General features: G+C 71.7%; 18 protein-coding genes. 6 read left to right on the forward strand and 12 right to left on the reverse strand.

Annotation, left to right across the window (positions count from 1 at the left end):
• Positions 1–112 precede the first annotated feature (112 nt).
• From N8J89_RS29265 to N8J89_RS29275, 3 genes are read left to right on the forward strand one after another with little or no spacing between them, the layout of a single operon-like run.
• Positions 113–448, forward strand: a complete 336-nt coding sequence (locus tag N8J89_RS29265; RefSeq protein ID WP_283660217.1) for a DUF6879 family protein — start codon at positions 113–115, stop codon at positions 446–448.
• The gene (locus tag N8J89_RS29270; RefSeq protein ID WP_283660218.1) at positions 420–2492 is read left to right on the forward strand and encodes a tetratricopeptide repeat protein; all 2073 of its coding nucleotides are present in this window, start codon (positions 420–422) and stop codon (positions 2490–2492) included. Before N8J89_RS29265 ends, N8J89_RS29270 begins: the two co-directional genes overlap by 29 nt.
• Positions 2493–2527: 35 nt before the next feature.
• Positions 2528–4165: an ABC-F family ATP-binding cassette domain-containing protein gene (locus tag N8J89_RS29275; protein ID WP_283660219.1), complete on the forward strand. Its 1638-nt coding sequence runs from the start codon at positions 2528–2530 to the stop codon at positions 4163–4165.
• Positions 4166–4201: 36 nt separating this feature from the next.
• Here the strand turns inward: N8J89_RS29275 and N8J89_RS29280 are convergent, their stop codons facing one another.
• The 8 genes from N8J89_RS29280 to N8J89_RS29315 all read right to left on the reverse strand — a co-directional run bounded on the left by N8J89_RS29280 (position 4202) and on the right by N8J89_RS29315 (position 12423).
• Positions 4202–5644 carry an aminopeptidase P family protein gene (locus N8J89_RS29280; RefSeq protein WP_283660220.1) on the reverse strand — a complete coding sequence of 481 codons (1443 nt, stop codon included), beginning with the start codon at positions 5642–5644 and terminating at the stop codon, positions 4202–4204.
• Between the two features lie 14 nt (positions 5645–5658).
• Positions 5659–7020 (reverse strand): aldehyde dehydrogenase family protein, encoded by a 1362-nt coding sequence (locus N8J89_RS29285; protein WP_283660221.1) that lies wholly within the window; start codon positions 7018–7020, stop codon positions 5659–5661.
• Positions 7017–8018 carry a proline racemase family protein gene (locus N8J89_RS29290; protein ID WP_283660222.1) on the reverse strand — a complete coding sequence of 334 codons (1002 nt, stop codon included), beginning with the start codon at positions 8016–8018 and terminating at the stop codon, positions 7017–7019. Before N8J89_RS29290 ends, N8J89_RS29285 begins: the two co-directional genes overlap by 4 nt.
• 1 nt (position 8019) lies before the next feature.
• Positions 8020–8931, reverse strand: a complete 912-nt coding sequence (locus N8J89_RS29295; RefSeq protein ID WP_283660223.1) for a dihydrodipicolinate synthase family protein — start codon at positions 8929–8931, stop codon at positions 8020–8022.
• A complete protein-coding gene (locus tag N8J89_RS29300; RefSeq protein WP_283660224.1) occupies positions 8928–10247 on the reverse strand; it encodes an FAD-dependent oxidoreductase in 1320 nt (439 codons plus the stop codon). The genes N8J89_RS29295 and N8J89_RS29300 overlap by 4 nt, the downstream gene beginning before the upstream one ends.
• A complete protein-coding gene (locus N8J89_RS29305) occupies positions 10247–10528 on the reverse strand; it encodes a (2Fe-2S)-binding protein (RefSeq protein WP_283660225.1) in 282 nt (93 codons plus the stop codon). Before N8J89_RS29305 ends, N8J89_RS29300 begins: the two co-directional genes overlap by 1 nt.
• Positions 10525–11763: an NAD(P)/FAD-dependent oxidoreductase gene (locus N8J89_RS29310; protein ID WP_502868505.1), complete on the reverse strand. Its 1239-nt coding sequence runs from the start codon at positions 11761–11763 to the stop codon at positions 10525–10527. The genes N8J89_RS29305 and N8J89_RS29310 overlap by 4 nt, the downstream gene beginning before the upstream one ends.
• Positions 11764–11868: 105 nt before the next feature.
• Entirely contained in the window at positions 11869–12423 is a 555-nt protein-coding gene (locus N8J89_RS29315) for a helix-turn-helix domain-containing protein (RefSeq protein WP_283660227.1), read from the reverse strand.
• A 62-nt stretch (positions 12424–12485) separates the two neighbouring features.
• Here N8J89_RS29315 and N8J89_RS29320 point away from each other — a divergent pair, with 62 nt between their 5' ends.
• Positions 12486–13454, forward strand: coding sequence for a phosphotriesterase family protein (locus N8J89_RS29320; RefSeq protein WP_283660228.1), 969 nt, complete (start codon positions 12486–12488; stop codon positions 13452–13454).
• A 380-nt stretch (positions 13455–13834) separates the two neighbouring features.
• Here N8J89_RS29320 and N8J89_RS29325 read toward each other — a convergent pair whose 3' ends face one another.
• Genes N8J89_RS29325 through N8J89_RS29340 form a run of 4 tightly spaced genes read right to left on the reverse strand, consistent with a single transcriptional unit; the run spans position 13835 to position 17551 of the window.
• Positions 13835–14992 (reverse strand): acetyl-CoA C-acetyltransferase, encoded by a 1158-nt coding sequence (locus N8J89_RS29325; RefSeq protein WP_283660229.1) that lies wholly within the window; start codon positions 14990–14992, stop codon positions 13835–13837.
• 17 nt (positions 14993–15009) lie between these two features.
• A complete protein-coding gene (locus tag N8J89_RS29330) occupies positions 15010–15633 on the reverse strand; it encodes a TetR/AcrR family transcriptional regulator (RefSeq protein ID WP_283660230.1) in 624 nt (207 codons plus the stop codon).
• Between the two features lie 11 nt (positions 15634–15644).
• Entirely contained in the window at positions 15645–16415 is a 771-nt protein-coding gene (locus N8J89_RS29335) for an SDR family oxidoreductase (RefSeq protein WP_283660231.1), read from the reverse strand.
• Positions 16412–17551: an acyl-CoA dehydrogenase family protein gene (locus N8J89_RS29340; protein ID WP_283660232.1), complete on the reverse strand. Its 1140-nt coding sequence runs from the start codon at positions 17549–17551 to the stop codon at positions 16412–16414. The genes N8J89_RS29335 and N8J89_RS29340 overlap by 4 nt, the downstream gene beginning before the upstream one ends.
• A 74-nt stretch (positions 17552–17625) precedes the next feature.
• Between N8J89_RS29340 and N8J89_RS29345 the strand changes: the two genes are divergently transcribed.
• On the forward strand, positions 17626–19125 hold the full coding sequence (locus N8J89_RS29345; RefSeq protein ID WP_283660233.1) for a FadD3 family acyl-CoA ligase: 1500 nt from the start codon (positions 17626–17628) through the stop codon (positions 19123–19125).
• Positions 19125–19952, forward strand: coding sequence for an enoyl-CoA hydratase (locus N8J89_RS29350; protein WP_283660234.1), 828 nt, complete (start codon positions 19125–19127; stop codon positions 19950–19952). The genes N8J89_RS29345 and N8J89_RS29350 overlap by 1 nt, the downstream gene beginning before the upstream one ends.

The following is a 19952-nucleotide window of genomic DNA, read 5'->3' on the forward strand; positions in this document are numbered from 1 at the left end:
GTCACCGACCAAGATACCCTCGCAGAGATCAACATGCGCAGTCCGATCGCGGCCAATGAGAAGGTCGTGCGACTGCCAGCGCGAATGCGAGCGATGGTTCAGGAGGCATGTGGTGACGGAACGACCGACCTTTGACGAGCTTTTCGCCGGGTGCGCCAGATCGGCCGTGCACCTGGAAATGCGAGACGTCTACACACCGGATGACAGCGCGTACCTCGCCTGGCGGAACGGTGTGCGGATCGACCCCGTGAACCACTTCCGGGACTGGTACGACCTGATAGTCGCCACGGTGGCCCGCGGCGTCGAGGTCCGCCGGGCGCGAATCGTGTCCGAACCCATCACCGACTTCATACGCCACGAGTACGAAGTGACTCCGGTGCTGAACATACCCGCGGGGGAGAAGGTTCGTTGGCTACCCCGTGCACGGCGGGATCCAACTGTCGGGTGACCGAAGCTCACCGCCGCCACCGCGCCAGTTGCCGTTGCGCCCCAACAGATTCGTCAATCGGGCAGCCGATCTCCGCCAGCTCGACCGCCTCCTCCACGAACCGGACCGGCGGGTCGGCGCCAGTCCGGTCGCGGGCCTGTCGGCGGTGGCGGGCGCTCCCGGAGTAGGCAAGACCGCGCTGGCCTTGCACTGGGCCCACCGCGTACGGGACCGGTTCCGCGACGGTGACCTCTACGTCGATCTGCAGGGTTACGGCCCAGGCGCGCCGATCACCGCGGCCCAGGCGTTGGAGAGATTCCTGCGCGCCCTCGGCACCTCTCCGGACAGCATTCCGGATGACCTGGAAGACCGCGCCGCGCTTTTCCGGTCGACACTGGATGAGAAACACGTCCTGCTCGTCATCGACAACGCGTCGGATTCCATGCAGGTTCGTCATCTGATACCGGCATCCGCCCACTGTTTCACCATAGTGACCAGTCGCAGCGCATTGCCCGGCCTGGTGACGAGAGAAGGAGCAGCCCGAATGACTCTGGATGTTCTTTCCCCGGCGGAGTCAGTCGATCTGCTCGCGGAGTTCATCACCCCCGAAGCGATGACCTCCGCACCGGCCGCGGCATTCCGGCTGGCCGAGTTCTGCGGCTACCTACCGCTGACCCTCCGGATAGTGGGGGAACGGGCCTCCAGCAGGCCACGAACCTCACTCGAGGAACTGCTCGCCGAACTCGTCGCCGAGAAGCACCGGCTGGACGCGCTCGCCTCGGCCGAGGACGAGCTCAGCGACACCCGCGCGGTCTTCTCCTGGTCGTACCGGGCACTGGACGCAGAGCTTCGGCGCGCGTTCCGCCTCATCAGCCTGCACCATGGACCGGACATCAGCATCGACGCCGCCGCCGCACTGATCGGCGCCGATGTGGCCACGGCGAGGCGGTGGCTCCGGTCGCTCACCGGAGTCCACCTGGTGCAGGAACCGTTCAACGACCGTTTTCGCGTGCACGACCTGCTGCAGGCTTACGCCGGTGAGCGGGCCAGCATCGAGGACAGCCAGCACGACCGCGTGCAGGCGATCCGGCGGGTGCTCCTCTGGTATCTCCTGATCGCCGATCAGGGCCGGCAGGCGATCCTGCCGCATTCGGCCGCGGTGCCACTGCCACCGTCACCCGGAATTGAGCTGCGGATCAGTTTCGACAGCGGCGCCACCGCGATCTCCTGGTTTGAGAAGGAACGCACCAACATCCTCTCCGCCCTGCACCAGGCCACCGAGTTCGGCCAGTTCGACCTGGCCTGGAAGCTGGCGGCCATCGGCAGCGGCTTCTTCGAGCTGCGCTCCTACTGGGGGGACTGGGAGACCACCATGAAAACCGGTCTGCGTGCGGCCCGCGCGCTGGGTGATCCCCTGGGTGAGGCGGTGAGCCTGTTGCTCCTGGCCGATGCGCACTGGCAGGTGGGCCGGCTGGCAGAGGCGGCCGCGAGCTACCAGCAGGCTGCCCGCATCGCCTATGACATCTCGGCGGGTTGGATCGAGGGCTTCGCCACCCGCGGGCTCGGCCTGCTGCTCCAGGAGTCCGGCCAGCCCGACGGTGCCCGGGAGATGTTCAGCAAGGCACTGCGCATATTCGAGCGCGACGGCCACCAGCGCGGCGCCGGAATGTCGCTGCTGAGCCTCGGAAAGTGCGCCGCCGCGAACGACCTCGTCCAGGCCGTGCGGTTCCACACCCGCGCGTTGACGATTTTTCAGGACATTGGCGACCGGTGGACTATCGCGTGGGGCAAACTCGCCCTGGGACGGACACTGCGCCAGGACCGGCGCCCGCTGGAGGCGGTCACCCATCTTCACCAGGCAGCGGAGGTTTTCGCTGATTTCGCGGATCATCGCTGCGCGGCCGACGCCCTGGTCGAACTGGGCGACGCCTGGCACGATTCGGCCCGACCGGCTGAGGCCGACCGGTGCTGGGCACGGGCCGCGGACATCCTCCAATCTCTGGACGATCCCCGGCACCGGGACATTCGGCAACGGCTGTCGCGGTCTGACACCGAGGGCGAGTAGCCAGCGGGCCGGCGTCACCTATGCTCTGAACCGATATGAGCGCCACACTCGTCGCCAAGGGTCTCGCCGCAGGGCATGGGGACCGTGTTCTGTTCTCCGGGCTGGACCTGGTGGTCGCGCCGGGTGACGTGGTCGGGCTGGTCGGGGTGAACGGGGCGGGCAAGTCGACCCTGCTGCGCACCCTCGGCGGCCTGCTCACCGCCGAGGAGGGCTCGATCCGGCTCAACCCGCCCTCGGCGGTGGTCGGTCACCTGCCGCAGGAGCCGGAACGCCGTGCCGGGGAGTCGGTGCGGGACTTCCTGGCCCGCCGCACCGGGGTCGCCGCGGCGCAGGCGGCCATGGACACCGCCACCGAGGCGCTGACCGCGGGGGCCGAGGGCTCCGACGACGCCTACGCCGACAGCCTGGAGCGGTGGCTGGCCCTGGGCGGGGCGGACCTGGACGAGCGGATGGGCGAGGTGGTCGCCGATCTGGGGCTGACCGTGCGCCTGGACGCGCCGATGACCGGCCTGTCCGGCGGGCAGGCGGCCAGGGGCGGGCTGGCCTCGCTGCTGCTGAGCCGTTACGACATCTTCCTGCTGGATGAGCCCACCAACGACCTGGACCTGGACGGCCTGGACCGCCTGGAGGCCTTCGTCACCGGGCTGCGCGCCGGCACGGTGCTGGTCAGCCACGACCGCGAGTTCCTGGCCCGCACGGTCAACCGGGTGGTCGAGCTGGACCTGGTCCAGCAGCAGATCCGCTCCTACGGCGGCGGCTACACCGCCTACCTGGCCGAGCGGGAGGTGGCCCGGCGGCACGCCCGCGAGCAGTACGAGGACTACGCCGACACCCGCTCCGCCCTGGAGGCCCGCGCCCGCACGCAGCGGTCCTGGATGGAGAAGGGCGTCAAGAACGCGCGCCGCAAGGCCGGGGACAACGACAAGCAGGGCCGCAAGTTCCGCAGCGAGTCCACCGAGAAGCAGGCGTCCAAGGCGCGGCAGACCGAGCGGCTGATCGAGCGCCTGGACGTGGTGGAGGAGCCGCGCAAGGAGTGGGAGCTGCGGATGGAGATCGCCGCCGCGCCCCGCGCCGGCGCGGTGGTGGCCACCCTGCGGGCGGCGGTGGTCCAGCGTGGTGGGTTCACGCTGGGGCCGGTGGACTTGCAGATCGACTGGGCGGACCGGGTGGCGATCACCGGCGCGAACGGGGCCGGGAAGTCCACCCTGCTGGCCGCGCTGCTGGGCCGCGCCGAGCTGGCCTCCGGTCAGGCCGCGCTCGGGCCGGGGGTGGTGATCGGCGAGGTCGACCAGGCCCGCGGCCTGTTCCTCGGCAACCAGCCCCTGGTGGAGGCCTTCCAGGAGGCGGTGCCGGACCAGACACCAGCCGAGGTGCGCACGCTGCTGGCCAAGTTCGGGCTGACCGCGGTGCACGTGATGCGCCCGGCCGCGACCCTGTCCCCCGGTGAGCGCACCAGGGCCGCGCTCGCCCTGTTGCAGGCCCGCGGGGTGAACCTGCTGGTCCTGGACGAGCCGACCAACCACCTGGACCTGCCCGCGATCGAACAGCTGGAACAGGCCCTGGCGACCTATCCGGGCACGTTGCTGCTGGTCACGCACGACCGGCGGATGCTGGACACGGTGGCCACCTCCCGGCAGCTGCACGTCGAGGACGGCAAGGTCACCGACCGCTGACCGGGTCGCGCCGCCGGGCGACGCGACCCGGCGGGCTCAGCGCGGCAGGTGCGACTGGACCCACTGCTCGATGCCGTCGGCGGTGATCGGCAGCGCCTTGGACAGCACCTCGTTGCCGGTCTCGGTGACCAGCAGGTCGTCCTCGATGCGCACGCCGATGCCGCGCAGCTCCGGCGGCACGGTCTCGTCGTTGGGGTGGAAGTACAGGCCGGGCTCCACGGTCAGCGTCATCCCGGCTTCCAGGTCGCCCCGGTGGTAGGCCTTGGGGCTGGCGGAGGCGCAGTCGTGCACGTCCAGGCCGAGGTAGTGGCCGATGCCGTGGATGACGTAGCGGCGGTGGTGCTGGCCGTTCTCCGCCATGGCCTCATCCACCGAGACCTTCAGCAGGCCCCACTCGTGCAGCCCGGTGGCCAGCACCTCCAGCGCCTTGTCGTGGAATGCCTTGTACGGCGCGCCCGGCTTGACCTCCGCCATCGCCGCCACGTGCGACTTGTACACGAGGTCGTAGACCCGTCGCTGCGGTTCGCTGAAGGTGCCCGACACCGGGAAGGTGCGAGTGACGTCGGCGGTGTAGAGGGTGCGCACCTCGACCCCGGCGTCCATCAGCAGCGCGCAGTCCTCCGGCACCGGGCCGTCGCAGCGCACCCAGTGCAGCACCGGGGCGTGCGAGCCGGCGGCCAGGATGGAGGCGTAGCCGACGCCGTTGCCCTCGGTGCGGCCGCGCCGGTCGAAGGTGCCCTGCAGCCAGCGCTCGCCGCCGCGGCTGATCGCGTAGGGCAGTTCGCGGGCCACGTCGGCGAAGCCGAGCACGGTGGCGTCGATGGCCTGCTGGAGCTGGCCGATCTCCCACTCGTCCTTGATCCGGCGCAGTTCGGACAGGGTGCGGCGCAGGGTTTGGGTCAGGCTGGGGCTGCCCGGGGCCAGCGCGTCCAGCAGCGGTTCGACTCCGGCGGTGGTGAGCACGGCGGGGATGCTGCCGCGCAGCGCGTAGGGCAGGTCCTCGATCGGCTTGACCGGGATCTCCAGCGCCTCCGACCACTCCGGCAGGCCCGGGATGGGGCCGATCCAGAGCTCCCCGTCGCGGGCGCTGGCGAAGAAGTCGGTCTCCTCGCTGCGGGCGGGCTGGCGCAGGTGCAGCACGGCGTCGTGGCCGTCCCCGGCCGGGGTCATCACCAGCACCGCGCCCTCGGCCTGGCAGCCGGTGAGCCAGACGAAGTCGCTGTCGGCGCGGAAGTCGTAGTCGGTGTCGTTGGCGCGCACCGGCGCGCGACCGGCCGCCACCGCGATCCGCTTGCCGGGCAACGCCGCCGACAGGCGCGCGCGGTGCGCCGCCGATGCCTTGGCCAGCCCCTCGGGCACCCGGACCGCGCGGTCCGCGGGGCCCCAGCCGCCGCCGATGACCGAGCGGAACCCGGCCGCGTCGATGGGCCGGATGGGTTCGCTCCTGGCGGGTTCGGCCGCCTCGTTCTGGCTCGCCACTGCTCCTCCTGTGTTCACACCTGTACCTGCACAGTACGTTCCCTGGTGTAGAATCGGACGGCCGCCTTGCCCTGCTCCTTCTCGCCGTAGCCGGAGTGCTTCTCCCCGCCGAAGGGCAGGTGGAAGTCCACGCCGTTGGTCGGCAGGTTGACCTTGACCATGCCGGACTCGCTGCGCCGCACCGCGGTCAGCGCCGCGCCGAGGTCGGCGGTGTAGACCGAGGTGACCAGGCCGAACTGGGTGCCGTTGGCCCGCTCGAACGCCTCGTCGACGCTCGCCACCCCGGCCAGCGCGGCGATGGGGCCGAAGACCTCCTGGTGGAACAGCGGCGCGTCCGGGGCGAGCCGGTCCACCACCACCGGGCGCACGTACCAGCCGTCGGCGGCGTCCAGGTACGGCGTGGTGAGCAGCCGTCCACCGGCGGCTTCGGCGGCCGCGGCGGCGGTGCGCACCTGCTTGCGCGCGCCCTCGGTGATCACCGGCCCGAGGTCGGGGCTGTCGGCGGGATCAGCCAGGCGCAGCCCGCTGACCGCGGCTGCCAGGCGTTCGGTGAACGGGCCGGGGTCGCCGACGACGAAGATCCGTTTGGTGGCGGTGCACTTCTGCCCGGCGTAGCCCATGGCGGCGCGGGCCACGTCGGCCGCGGCGCGGTCCAGGTCGGCATCCGGCAGCACGATGGTCGCGGACAGTCCACCCATCTCGGCCTGCACCGGGATGCCGCGCTGGGCGGCGGCCGCGGCGATGATCCGGCCGACCGTGGTGGAGCCGGTGAAGGACACCACGTCCACCGCGTCCAGCAGCGCCGACCCGGTTTCCGCGCCGCCGGGGGTGACGGCGAACAGTCCGGCGGGCAGCACCCGGTCGAGCAAGGTGGCGATGTGCTGGGCGACCGCGGTGGCCTCCGGCGCGGGCTTGACCACCACCCCGTTGCCCGCGGCCAGCGCGGGGGCGAGCTTCCACACCGGGATGGCCAGGGGGAAGTTCCACGGGGTGACCAGTCCGGCCACGCCGCGGGCGCGGCGGGTGGTGAAGGCCAGGCCGCCGCCGGTCGGGTAGGTCTCGCCTGCCGGGTCGTAGGCCTGCTGGGCGTAGTAGCGCAGGATCGCGATGGACCTGGCGACCTCGGCGACGGCTTCCTGCTTCGGTTTGCCGACCTCGCGCACGATCAGCGCGGCCAGCGCTTCGGCCTCCCGCTCGAACTCGGTGACGGCCGCGGTCAGCGCGGCCGAGCGGGCGGCGGGACCGGCGTCCTCCCAGTCCCGTCCGGCCTGGCGGGCCTTGGCCACGGTGGCCTCGACGGCGGCCCGGTCCAGGGCGGCGGTCTCCAGCACGATGTCGCCGGGCCGCTGCGGACTGGTGGAGACGATGGTGCTCACAGCACGAACCCCCTCGGGAACGGATCGGTCGGGTCGAGCAGGTACTGGCCCATGCCGGTGATCCAGGCCCGTCCGGTGACGGCGGGGATGATCGCGGGCCGGTCGGCCACGGTGGTCTCCTCGACGATCCGCCCGGTGAAGCGGGTGCCGATGAAGGACTCGTTGACGAAGTCCGCGCCGACCTCGAGCTCGCCCCTGCTGTGCAGCACCGCCATCCGCGCGCATGTTCCGGTGCCGCAGGGGGATCGGTCGAACCAGCCGGGGTGGATGGCCATCGCGTTGCGGGCGTGCCCGCCGCCGCGGCCGGGCGCGGTGAACTGGACGTGCTTGCAGCCGTTGATGTTCGCGTCGAGGAGGTGCACCGGGCGGGCGGTGGTGTTGATGGCGTCCATGATGGACAGTCCGGCGGCCAGGATGCGGTCCTTCTCGTTGCGCTCGAACGGGATGCCGAGCTGCGCCAGCGGCAGGATGGCGTAGAAGTTGCCGCCGTAGCCCAGGTCGTAGCGGAGCTTGCCGTAGCCGGGGACCTCCACGGTGGCGTCCAGGCGGTCGGTGTAGGCGGGCACGTTGCGGATGGTGACGTTGCTCGCCCGCCCGGCCCGCACCTCCACCTCGGCGACGACCAAACCGACCGGGGTGTCCAGGCGCACCCTGGTCAGGGGTTCGGTGACCTCGACCATGCCGGTCTCCACCAGCACGGTGGCCACGCCGATGGTGCCGTGCCCGCACATGGGCAGGCAGCCGGAGGCCTCGATGTAGAGCACTCCCCAGTCGGCCCCGTCGATGGTGGGCGGTTGCAGGATGGCCCCGCTCATCGAGGCGTGGCCGCGGGGTTCGTTGACCAGCAGTTCGCGGATGTGGTCGAGGTGTTGCACGAAGTGCTCGCGGCGCGCGGCCATGGTCTCGCCGGGGATGACGCCGACGCCGCCGGTGATCACCCTGGTGGGCATGCCCTCGGTGTGTGAGTCGACCGCGCTGAAGTACCGGGCCGCGCGCACCTCAGCCCGCCCGCAGCGAGTCGACGGCCCGGTCCATGTCCGCGCGCAACCGGTCCAGCTGGGCGGGGGCGAGCGGTCCGCGGGGCGGGCGGCAGGGTCCGCCGTAGCGGCCGACGTGGTCCATGCCGTACTTGATGGCCTGCACGAACTCGGTGCGCGAGTCCCACCGGAAGGCGGCCACCAGCGGCTCGTACAGCGCCCTGGCCTCGGCCAGTTTCCCTTGGGTGGCAAGCTGGTAGAGCCGGGCGGACTCGGCGGGGAAGACGTTGGGGAACCCGGCGAACCACCCGGTGGCGCCCATCAACAGGCTTTCCAGCACCACGTCGTCGGCCCCGGCCACCACGGTCAGCTCCGGCGCCTGTTCCCTGATCTCCAGCACCCGCCGCACGTCGCCGGAGAACTCCTTGACCGCCACCACGTGCTCGATCTGGGCGATCTCGGCGAGCAGCGCGGGGGTGAGGTCGACCTTGGTGTCGATCGGGTTGTTGTAGACCATGATCGGCAGTCCGGCCTTGGCCACCTCGGCGAAGTGGTGCAGCACCTCGCCGGGGTTGGCCCGGTACATCGTCGGCGGCAGGCACAACACGCCGTGCGCTCCGTCCTCGGCCGCCAGCTCGGCCCAGTGCCGGGCCTGGTGCGCGCCCGCGCCGTGCACGCCGACCACGACGATCCCGTTGTCCCCCACCGCCTCGATGGCGGTGCGGGCCACCGCGCGGCGTTCGGCGTCGGTGAGCGAGGAGTACTCGCCGAGCGAGCCGTTGGGTCCGACGCCGCGGCAGCCGTTGGCCACCAGCCAGCGGCAGTGCTCGGCGTAGCGGTCCAGGTCGGGCCGCAGTCCGGCGGGCGCGGCGGGGTCCTCGGCGTAGGGCAACGCGGTCGCCACGATCACGCCGTCCAGCTTCTCCGTGCTCAACTCAGCTCCTCCTCGTCCTCGACGGCGGCCAGATCACTCAGGCGCACCGGTACCGCGATCGGCCGGTTCTGCGTGAACGGGGTGCCGGCGAGCTCCCCGACGTTGCGTCCGCAGACCCTGCCCTGACACAGCCCGAGCCCGGCCCGGCTGACGAGCTTCACCGCCCGCATGCCCAGCGCACCCTGTGCCAGCGCGGCACACAAGTCGGACATCCGGACGTCCTCGCACCGGCACACCACGGTGTCCGCGGAAAGCCAAGTGCGCCAACCGTTCCGCACCGGATGGGCGGCGGCCAAAGCTCGCCCGAACCGCCGCCCGTCCCGCACCAGCCGCAGCGCCGCCGCCGGTGCCGCGACCTTCCGCCCCAGCCGTGCCGCGGCGGCACATCCGGCCACCGTGCCCTCGGCCGAGGCGGGCCCGGCGCCGGCGATCCCGGTCACCTCGCCCGCCGCGAACACCCCCGGCACCGAGGTCCGTTGCGCGGAGTCGACCAGCACGGCCCCGTCCTGGATCCGGCACCCGGCCGAGACGGCCAGTTCAAGCTGCGCGGTGAACCCGAACCCCAGGCACACCGCGTCAACCTCAACAACCCGCTCGCTCCCGGCCACCACCCGCCATCCGGCATCCAGCCGGGCCACCGTCACCGCCTCCACCCGGGAGTCCCCGTGCGCGGCCACCACCGCGGCGCCGAACCGCACCGGCACCCGCCCCCGCGCCAGCACCGCCCCGTACCCCGCCAGCTCGCCCAGCTTCCCCAAGGCCCCCAACGGATCCCGTGCCCACCCCACCGCACCGGAAACCCCGTTGGCCTCCACCAACCCCACCACCCGGGAACCCACCTCAAGCAGCGACCCAGCCACCGGCAGCAGAAAAGGCCCGGTCCCACCCACCAGCACCCGCCGCCCGACCGCGACCCCCTGCCCCTTGGCCAGCGCCTGCGCCGCCCCCGCTGTGTACACCCCCGGCAGATCCCACCCGGGGAACGGCAACACCCGGTCGTAGGCCCCCGTGGCGACCACCAGCGCCCGAGTGTCCACAGTGGACATGGTCCGGCCAGGCGCGTCCGCGGCCCCGGTCTGCAACCGCAACCGATGCCCGCCCGCCACCGGCTCCATCGCCCACACCGAGGTCTCCGGCCACCACTCAATCAACGGATGCGCAGGCACCCGCGCCGCCCGCACCCCCGACTGCCGCCGGTACTGCCCACCCACCGCGGACCCGCTGTCCACCAACAACACCGGCACCCCAGCGGAAGCCGCCGCCCACGCCGCCGCCAGCCCCGCGGGCCCCGCGCCGACCACCACCACCCGGTCCATCACACCTCCGCGATCTCCGCGCCGTCCTGCACCCGCACCACGTCGCCGTCGGCCAGCACCCGTTGGCAGGCCCGCACATCCGGCACCCCGTTCACCACGACCAGGCAGTCGAAACACACCCCGATCCCGCAGAACACCCCGCGCGGCCGCCCGTCCCGCCGAGTGCTCCGCCAGGACGCCCGCCCCATCCCGATCAACAACCCCGCCACGCTCTGCCCAGCCACCGCCTCAACCGCCACCCCGTCCACGACCACCTGGACAGTCCGGCCCCGCCCGCTCATCCCAGCACCGCCGCCCGATCCACCCGGAACGGCCGCGGATCCACCCGCGGTGCCCGCCCCAGCACCAAGTCCGCCAACAGTTCCCCGGTCGCGGGGGCCAACCCGATCCCCGCTCCCTCATGCCCGGTGGCGTGCCACAACCCGGGCACCCGCGGATCCGCCCCGATGATCGGCAGATGATCCGGCGCATAGGGCCGGAAACCCCCGTAGGCCCGCATCACCGGCACCCCGCCCAGCACCGGGAACAACGCCATCGCCTTGACCGCCAGCTCCCGCAACACCCGCACCCGCACGGTGTCGTCGAACCCCACCCGCTCCCGGCTGGACCCGATCAACACCGTCCCCGCCCGAGTGGCCTCCACCACCGCCGAGGTCTGCAACGCGGCCTCCCCGCTGGCCACCGCCCCGACGTAGTCGCCGTCATAAACCTTGTGCGCCACCACATCCGGCAACGGCCCGGTCACCAGCACCATGCCCCGCCGCGGCAACACCCTGATCGGCGCGCCGGCCCGCGCCGCGAACTCCCCGGCCCACGGCCCACAGGCGTTCACCACCGCCCCACACCGGATGACCCCGGCACTGGTCAGCACCCCACCGGACACCAGCCCCAGCGCCGTCAGCCCGGTCCGCACCGGAATCCCCCGCAACAACGCCATCGCCGCCAGCACCGGCTGAACCTGGGCGTCCTCCGGGTAGTGCACGGCCCCGGTGACCCGCCGGGTCAGGTGCGGCTCCAGCGCCCACGGATCGTCCACCACCCTGGCGTCGACCCCGGCGTCCCGCTGCGCCGCCGCGAAGTCGTAGAGCGGCCCCGGGTCGCCGGTGGCCACGGTCAGCCCGCCCTTGGCCTCCCACTCGACCCCGGCCAGCTCGGCCAACGCCGCGTCACCAACCGGCCCAGCCAGCGAGCCGCCGCTTCCAGCCGCCCCGCCACCCGACCCAGCCAGCGCACCGCCCTGCCCAGCCAGCGCACCGCCCGACTCAGCCGCCGCACCACCGAGCCCGGCCGCCGCGCCGCTCGCCCCGGTCGCCGCCCGCCCCAGCTCCGCCAGCAGCTCCGGCCACCGCCGCCGCGACTCCACCGCCAGCTCCAGTTCCGGCCCCGGCTCCTTGTCCGAGACCAGCACGTTCCCCTCCCCCGCCGCCGTGGTCCCCGAAGCCGGCGCCCCGCGATCCAGCACCTCGACCCGCAACCCGGCCCGCCGCAGCGCGTAGGCGCACGCCGCCCCGACCATCCCCGCCCCGACCACCACGACGTCCGGCTGCACACCCACCTCCCACCGTTCAGTAAAATGAACGATCCCGAGGCTAGGTCCCGCGCTCGCCGCCGTCAACGGCGACTACTCCGCCGGATGCTCCAGCAACAGCACCGACCGCACCTCGCCGTCCACCGCGGCGTACTGGTGCGGCGTCCCGGCCCGGAAGCTCACATAGTCCCCCGGTCCGATCTCGTGCGCCCGCCCGTGCACGGTCACCCGCAGCGTCCCGGTCACCACCGCGGTGTGCTCAAACCCGGGATGACCTGCGGATTCCTGCACCACTCCCGGCCGCACCCGCTGGTCGTAGACTTCCACCACCGCCCCGCCGTGCTCGATCCGGCGCAGCAGCCGCAGGTCGACCGCCTCCCCGCTGAGCACCTCCAGGTCGGCCGAGCGCACCACCACCACGTCCGGATCGACCGCCTCGGTCAGCAGGTCCGACACCGGCACATCCAAAGCGTTCGACAAACTGAACACTGTCTCGATGGTCGGGTTGCCCGACCCGGACTCCAGCTGGGACAGCGTGCCCTTGGCGATCCCGGACCGGCGGGCCAGCTCCGACAGGGATATGCCCAGCGCCTCCCGCCGCTCCCGCAGGTTCGCGCCGAGCACCTGCCCCGCCCGCTGACTCGTCATACCGCCTCCTTGACCGTGCCGGCCCATCGCACCACACCCGCCCGGCTGGTATGCAGAAGGACATGCCCACCGTGCCCACCGTCAGCGGCGCCAAGGATCTCGACCAGCTCGGCCGGACCCTGATGCACGAGCACGTGTTCGTCCAGGACACCGAGCTGATGGCCAACTACCCGCACCTGTGGGACGAGGAAGCCGAGGTCGAGGCCGCCGCCACCCGCCTGCGCGCCCTGCACGCCACCGGCATCACCACCATCGCCGACCCCACCGTCCTCGGCCTCGGCCGCGACCTGCCCCGCCTGCTCCGGGTGTCGGCACGGGTCCCCGACCTCAACATCATCGTCGCCACCGGCCTGTACACCTACCGCGACGTGCCCCTGAGCCTGCACCACCGGGGCCCCGGCACCATCCTCGGCGGCGACGACCCGCTGATCCCGCTGTTCATCCACGACCTCACCGAAGGCATCGCCGGCACCGGCGTCCGCGCCGCCTTCCTCAAGTGCGCCGCCGACCTGCACGGCCTCACCCCGGACGTCACCAGGGTCCTGCGCGCGGTGATCGCCGCCCACCACCACACCGGCGCCCCGATCACCGTGCACACCAGCACCACCAACGACACCCCGCGAGAAGTCCAGGCCCTGCTCAAGTCAGAAGGCGTCGACCTCTCCCGCGTGATCCTCGGCCACGTAGGCGACACCGCCGACCTGGACCTGCTGAAACGCCTGGCGGACAACGGCTCCTACCTCGGCATGGACCGCTTCGGCCTGGACCTGATGCTCCCCGCCGACCAGCGGATCGAAACCGTCCGCGCCCTCTGCGAAGCGGGCTACGCCGAACGCATGGTCCTGTCCCAGGACAGCTGCAGTCACATCGACTGGTTCCCACCCGGCCTCAAGGAACAGATCCTGCCGAACTGGCGCTACGACTACCTCTCCGACACGGTCATCCCCGCCCTGCTCGCCCAGGGCGTCTCCCAAGCCGACATCGACCAGATGCTGATCACCAACCCCCGCGACTACTTCACCCCAGCCTAGAACCACCACGACCGCACGGGCGAAGCCCAGCGAACCAAGCGACGGGCTGGCTTTTCGAAAACTTGCCCGAAGTCTTGAGGTTCCCCATGCCCGTCAACCTGGAGACATCGCACCACATCCCAGCGAGCAGACGCTCACAGCAACCGCCGCCAAAGCCACGCCACGCAACGGCGGCTGCTCGCTGGGATGTGGTTCGATTTCGGAAGGTTGACGGGCATGGGGAACCTCAAGACCCGCCTGCGTCTTGGCCTTTGACTGTGACTTTGATTTTCCCCCCCATGCTTTGATCTCTGCCCGTCCGGCGAGGACGCTCTTGACTGTTGCTCTTGCTTGAAAACCCAAGACCAAAAGAATGTCCTCGCCGGACGGGCAGACCCCAGTCACTCCCCCAGCCGCTCGATGATCGTCACGTTCGCCTGCCCCCCACCCTCGCACATCGTCTGCAACCCGAACCGCCCCCCACTCCGCTCCAGCTCGTTCAACAACGTCGCCGTCAACTTCGTCCCCGTAGCCCCAATCGGATGCCCCAACGCGATCCCCCCGCCATTCACGTTCACCTTCCCCAACGGCACCCCCAACTCCCGCGCCCAAGCCAGCACCACACTCGCGAACGCCTCATTGACCTCGAACAGGTCAATGTCCGCCACCCCCATCCCCGCCTTCCGCAACGCATGCCGGGTGGCCCGGATCGGCGCGGTCAACATCGCCACCGGATCCGCCCCCCGCGCTGACAGGTGGTGCACCCGCGCCCGGGGCCGCAATCCGAAGCGCCGCACCGCATCTTCCGAGGCCACCAGCACCGCGCTGGCCCCGTCCGCCAGCTGGCTGGACAACGCCGCGGTGATCCGACCGTTGTCCCGCAACGGTTTCAGCTCGGCCATCCGCGCCAACGAGGTGTCCGGGCGCGGGCACTCGTCCTCGGTCAGCTCGCCGCAGTCCACGATCTCGCAGTCGAACCGTCCCTCCGCCCGCGCCGTCACCGCCCGCTCGTGGCTGGCCAGCGCGAACTCCTCCATCTCCGCTCGGCTGATCTCCCACCGCACCGCGATGTGGTCCGCCGCCCGGAACTGGGACAGCTCCTCATCGCCGTACCGGTGCGCCCAGCCGGGTGAGAGGGCCGTCGGGCTGGGGTCGCCGAACTGTTCGCCGACGGTCATCGCCGAGCCGATCGGGATGCGGCTCATGCTCTGCACCCCGCCCGCCACCACCAGGTCCGCCGTCCCGCTCATCACCGCCTGGGCGGCGAAGTGCAGGGCCTGCTGGCTGGAGCCGCACTGGCGGTCCACCGTCACGCCCGGCACCTGCTCCGGGTAGCCCGCGACCAGCCAGGCGGTGCGGGCGATGTCGCCGGCCTGGGCGCCGATGGTGTCCACGCAGCCGAACATCACATCGTCCACTTCGGACGGATCGGCGGTGGTGCGCTCGAACAGGGCGGTGATCACGTGGGCGCCCAGGTCAGCCGGGTGGATCGTGCTGAGTCCGCCGCCCCGGCGACCGACCGGAGTGCGTACTGCGTCGATGAGGTACGCCTCGGGCACGGGGATCCTCCTTGTGACTAGGACTTTCGGACCGGGCGCCGCCGGGTGGCGATGCCTTCGAGCAGGATGCCGAGGTACTGCCGGGCCACATCGCCTGCGGAGAGCGCGCCGTCGGGGCGGTACCAGTGCACCGCGACCCACACCGTGTCCCGGACGAACCGGTACACCAGCTCGACATCCAGGTCCGGCCGGAACACCCCGGCGCGCACCCCGTCCTCCAGGATGCCGACCCACAGCTTGCGGAACTCCACGTTGTGGTCACCGAGGTAGGCGAAGCGTTCCTGCTGGGCCAGGTGCTTGGCCTCGTTCTGGTAGATCGCCACCTCGGCGTGGTGGGCGTCGATGCACTCGAAGGAGGTGATCACCACCTGTTCCAGGCGCTGCCGCGGCCCCAGCTCGCCCGCCTCGATCTCCCGGTAGCGGCCGAAGAGCTCGTCGAGGAAGTTGCGCAGGATCTCATCGGCCATCGACTCCTTCGAGTCGAAGTGGTGGTACAGGCTGCCGGAGAGGATGCCTGCCGCGTCGGCGATGTCGCGGACCGTGGTCGCCCGGTAGCCGCGGTCGGCGAACAGCCGCGCGGCCAGCGCGAGCAGTTCCGCGCGGCGCTGCGATCCGCTCTCGGGGGCACGTTTCGCTGTCACTGCTCTCCTTCTCACGGGTGCTGGCTGCTCACCGACAGCACCTCGCCGGTGAGGTAGGTGGCGTAGTCGCTGGCCAGGAACACCATCACGGTGGCCACCTCCCAGGGCTGCGCCGCCCGGCCGAACGCCTCCCGCCCGGCCAGTTCGGTGAGCAGCTCGTCGCTGGTCACCTTGGCCAGAAAGGGGTGTGCGGCCAGGCTGGGCGCGACCGCGTTCACCCGGATCCCGTGCTGGGCCACATCCAGCGCGGTGCACCGGGTGAACGCCATCACGCCGGCCTTGGCCGCAGCGTAGTGCGCCTGCCCTGCCTGGGCGCGCCACCCGATCACCGAGGCGTTGTTCACGATCGCGCCGCCGCCGCCCTGCTCGACCATCAGCCGCAGCGCGGCCCTGGTGCAGCGGAAGGTCCCGTTCAGGGTGACGTCGAGGACCCGCTGCCACTGCTCGTCGGTCATCTCCAGCACCGAGGCGGTGCCGCCGAGGCCGGCGTTGTTCACCACCACGTCGATCCGTCCGAAGTGGACAGCCGCGCCGGTGAACAGGGCCTGCACCTGGCTCTCGTCGGTGACGTCGCAGGGAATGCCGGTGACCTGCTCGCCGTGCTCGGCGGCCAGCCGCTCGACCGTCTCGGCCAGTCGCCGCTGGTGCCAGTCGCTGACCACCACCGCCGCGCCCTCCAGCAGGCAGCGTTCCGCGGTGGCCGACCCGATCCCGGTGCCGGCGGCGGCGGTGACCACCGCGACCTTGCCGGTCAGCAGCCCGTGTCCCGCTGGTGGCTTCACGGCCGAACCTCCTTGGGCAGCCCCAGAATCCGCTCGGCGATGATGTTGCGCTGGATCTCGTCGGACCCGCCGTAGATGGTGTCCGCCCGGCTGAACAGGAACAGCCGCTGCCACCGGTCCAGGTCACCGGGCGCGGTCAGCCCGGCCCCGCCGCGCACCGCCATCGCCAGCTCGCCGAGTCCCCGGTGCCAGCGGGACCAGCACAGCTTGGCCACCGAGGCCTCGAACCCGGTGCCCGGACCGGACATGGTGCGCAGCGCCTGCGCGCGCATGACCTCCAGTCCGATCCAGGCCCTGGTCAACCGTTCCCGGATGCCGGGCTCGGCCAGCGCGCCGGTCTGCCTGGCCACCTCGACCAGCGCGGCCAGCTCGTTGCCGAACCCGACCTGCTGCCCCAGCGTCGCCGCGCCCCGCTCCACGGCGAGGGTGCCCATGGCCACCCGCCAACCGTCACCCGGTTGGCCCACAACGAGTTCCGCCGGGGTGCGGGCCTGTTCGAAGAAGACCTCGTTGAACTCGGCGGTGCCGGTGAGCTGCCGGATCGGCCGCACCCGCACGCCGGGCTGGTCCATCGGGATCAGCAGGTAGGACAGCCCGGCCTGCCGCCGCGACCCGGGTTCGGTGCGCACCAGCGCGAAGCACCACTGGGCCAGATGGGCGAGCGAGGTCCACACCTTCTGGCCGGTGACCACCCATTCGCCGCCGTCCAGGTGGGCTGAGGTGCGCACCGCGGCCAGGTCGGAACCGGCCTCCGGTTCGGAGTAGCCCTGGCACCACAGCTCGCGCACTGCGGCGATGCCGGGCAGGAACCGCTGCCGCTGTTCGGGTGAACCGAAGGCGATCAGCGTGGGCCCCAGCAGTTCCTCGCCCACGTGGCTCACCCTGGCCGGGGCCTCGGCTCGCGCGTACTCCTCGTGGAAGATCACCTGCTGGGCCACCGGCAGGCCACGTCCGCCGTGCTCGACCGGCCAGCCGAGGCAGGTCCAGCCCGCCGCGGCCAGGTGCCGGTCCCAGGCCAGCCGCTGCTCGAATGCCTCGTGCTCGCGGCCGGGGCCGCCAAGTCCGCGCAGGGCCGCGAAATCGCCGGTCAGGTTGGCCGTGAGCCAGTCCCTGACCGAGCGCCGGAACGGATCCATGTCGGCCTCCAGGCTTCTCAAGGCGCACCGACCTGCGTAGGCTAGCCTACCAAGCACTTGCTTGGAGGTGTTCGGTGAATCCCAGCACCATCCCCGCGGCGCTGCACTCGGCGGCGCAGCGGTTCGGCGCGGCCGAGGCCGTGGTGGACGGCGAGGTGCGCTGGAACTTCACCGGTCTGCTGGGCCGGGTGCGCACCGCGGCCGGGGTGTTCCTCGGCGCGGGCCTGGCTCCCGGCGAGCGGGTGGCGGTGCTCGGCCCGAACACCGCGCACTGGGTGGTCGCCGCGCTGGGCGCGCTGTACGCGGGCGGCACCCTGGTTCCGGTCAACACCCGTTTCACCGCAACGGAAACCCAGGACCTGCTCCGGCGCAGCGGGGCCAGGGCGCTGGTGGTGGCCGAGGAGTTCCTCGGCGTGGACCACCTCGCCGAACTGGAGAAAGTGGGCCTGCCACCGGGTCTGCGCACCGTGTTGCGCCTCCCGGCCGACCCGGCCGCACCCGGGTTGTCCGGCTCACCGGTGCCGCTGGCCGAGGTGACGGAGCGGGCGGAGTCGGTGCGGGGCAACGAGGTCAGCGACATCCTGTTCACCTCCGGCACCACCGGCCGCAGCAAGGGCGCGATGAGCGCGCACCGCCAGTCGCTGAGGGTGGCGGCGGCCTGGGCCGAGCTGGCCGGGTTGCGCGCGGGCGACCGGTACCTGGTGGTGAACCCGTTCTTCCACAGCTTCGGCTACAAGATCGGCATCCTGGCCTGCCTGCTCACCGGCGCGACCCTGGTGCCACAGGCGGTGTTCCGCCCGGCGGAGACGGTGCGGCTGATCGAGCGGGAGCGGATCACCGTGCTGCCCGGCGCGCCCACCATCTACCAGTCCCTGCTCGACCACCCCCGTTCGGCGGACCTGTCCTCGTTGCGGCTGGCGGTGACCGGGGCGGCGGTGGTGCCGGTGCGGCTGGTGGAGCGGATGCGGACTGAGCTGGGCTTCGACACCGTGCTCACCGCGTACGGGCTGACCGAGGCGGTGGTGGCCACCATGTGCCGTCCCGAGGACGATCCGGTCACCGTGGCCACCACCTGCGGCCGTCCGGCGGCCGGGTTCGAGCTGCGGCTGGCACCCAACGGCGAGGTGTTGTTGCGCGGCCCCAACCTGATGCTGGGCTACCTGGACGATCCGGTCGCGACGGCGGCCGCGGTGGACGCCGAGGGCTGGCTGCACACCGGTGACCTCGGCCGGGTGGACGAACGTGGCTACCTCACCATCACCGACCGGCTCAAGGACATGTACATCTGCGGCGGCTTCAACGTCTACCCCGCCGAGGTCGAGCAGGCCCTGTCCAGGCTGGACGGGGTGGCCGAGTCGGCGGTGATCGGGGTGCCGGACCAGCGCCTGGGCGAGGTGGGCCACGCGGTCGTGGTCACCAGTCCCGGCGCTCGACTGTCCACTTCGGACGTCATCGGGTTCTGCAAGGCGAGGCTGGCCAACTTCAAGGTGCCGCGCACGGTGGAGTTCCGGGCCTCGCTGCCCAGGAACGCCGCGGGCAAGGTGCTCAAACAGCGGTTGCGCGAGGAGAGCTGATGGTGGTCGAGTACGTCCGCAGGGACGCGGTGGCGGTGGTCACGATGAACCGCCCGGAGTACCGCAACGCGCAGAACTCGGCGATGACCTACGCCCTGGACGAGGCGTTCGCCCGCGCGGTCAACGATCCCGAGGTCAAGGTGATCGTGCTGGCCGGTGCGGGCGAGCACTTCTCCGCGGGCCACGACATCGGCAGTCCCGGCCGGGACGCGGACACCGCGTTCGACCGGAAAGCCGTGCTGTGGTGGGACCACACCGACCGCGAGGGCGGGGATCGCCGGTATGCCAGGGAGATGGAGGTCTACCTCGGCATGTGCCGGCGTTGGCGGGAGATCCCCAAACCGATGGTCGCGATGGTGCAGGGCGCGTGCATCGCGGGCGGGCTGATGCTGGCCTGGGTGTGCGACCTGATCGTCGCGGCGGAGGACGCGTTCTTCGCCGATCCGGTGGTGCGCATGGGCATTCCCGGGGTGGAGTACTTCGCGCACCCGTGGGCGCTGGGTCCCAGGGCAGCGAAGGAGGTGCTGTTCACCGGGGACCGGTTCAGCGCGGCCCGCGCCTACGAGTGGGGCATGGTGAGCCGGGTGGTGCCGCGCGCCGAGCTGGCCGAGTCCACGTTCGCACTGGCCGAGCGGATCGCCCGGATGCCGCAGTTCGGGCTGGCGCTGGCCAAGCGCGCGGTGAACCAGTGCGAGGACCTGATGGGCCAGCGGGCCGGCATGGACTCGGTGTTCGGCCTGCACCACCTGGCGCACGCGCACAACGCGGAGACCAGCCCGGACGCCTTGGCGGGTCTGGACGCCCGGTCGATGCGCGCGGGCGGCTGA

Source organism: Crossiella sp. CA-258035, assembly GCF_030064675.1.
Classification (GTDB): Bacteria; Actinomycetota; Actinomycetes; order Mycobacteriales; family Pseudonocardiaceae; genus Crossiella.

What these genes read in the sequence shown, in the direction of transcription:
- N8J89_RS29305 (WP_283660225.1), bottom strand. Translation starts at nt 10,528, where the DNA reads ATGAGCGGGCGGGGCCGGACTGTCCAGGTGGTCGTGGACGGGGTGGCG.
- N8J89_RS29310 (WP_502868505.1), bottom strand. Translation starts at nt 11,763, where the DNA reads ATGGTCGGGGCGGCGTGCGCCTACGCGCTGCGGCGGGCCGGGTTGCGG.
- N8J89_RS29315 (WP_283660227.1), bottom strand. Translation starts at nt 12,423, where the DNA reads ATGACGAGTCAGCGGGCGGGGCAGGTGCTCGGCGCGAACCTGCGGGAG.
- N8J89_RS29300 (WP_283660224.1), bottom strand. Translation starts at nt 10,247, where the DNA reads ATGGACCGGGTGGTGGTGGTCGGCGCGGGGCCCGCGGGGCTGGCGGCG.
- N8J89_RS29320 (WP_283660228.1), top strand. Translation starts at nt 12,486, where the DNA reads ATGCCCACCGTGCCCACCGTCAGCGGCGCCAAGGATCTCGACCAGCTC.
- N8J89_RS29275 (WP_283660219.1), top strand. Translation starts at nt 2,528, where the DNA reads ATGAGCGCCACACTCGTCGCCAAGGGTCTCGCCGCAGGGCATGGGGAC.
- N8J89_RS29340 (WP_283660232.1), bottom strand. Translation starts at nt 17,551, where the DNA reads ATGGATCCGTTCCGGCGCTCGGTCAGGGACTGGCTCACGGCCAACCTG.
- N8J89_RS29350 (WP_283660234.1), top strand. Translation starts at nt 19,125, where the DNA reads ATGGTGGTCGAGTACGTCCGCAGGGACGCGGTGGCGGTGGTCACGATG.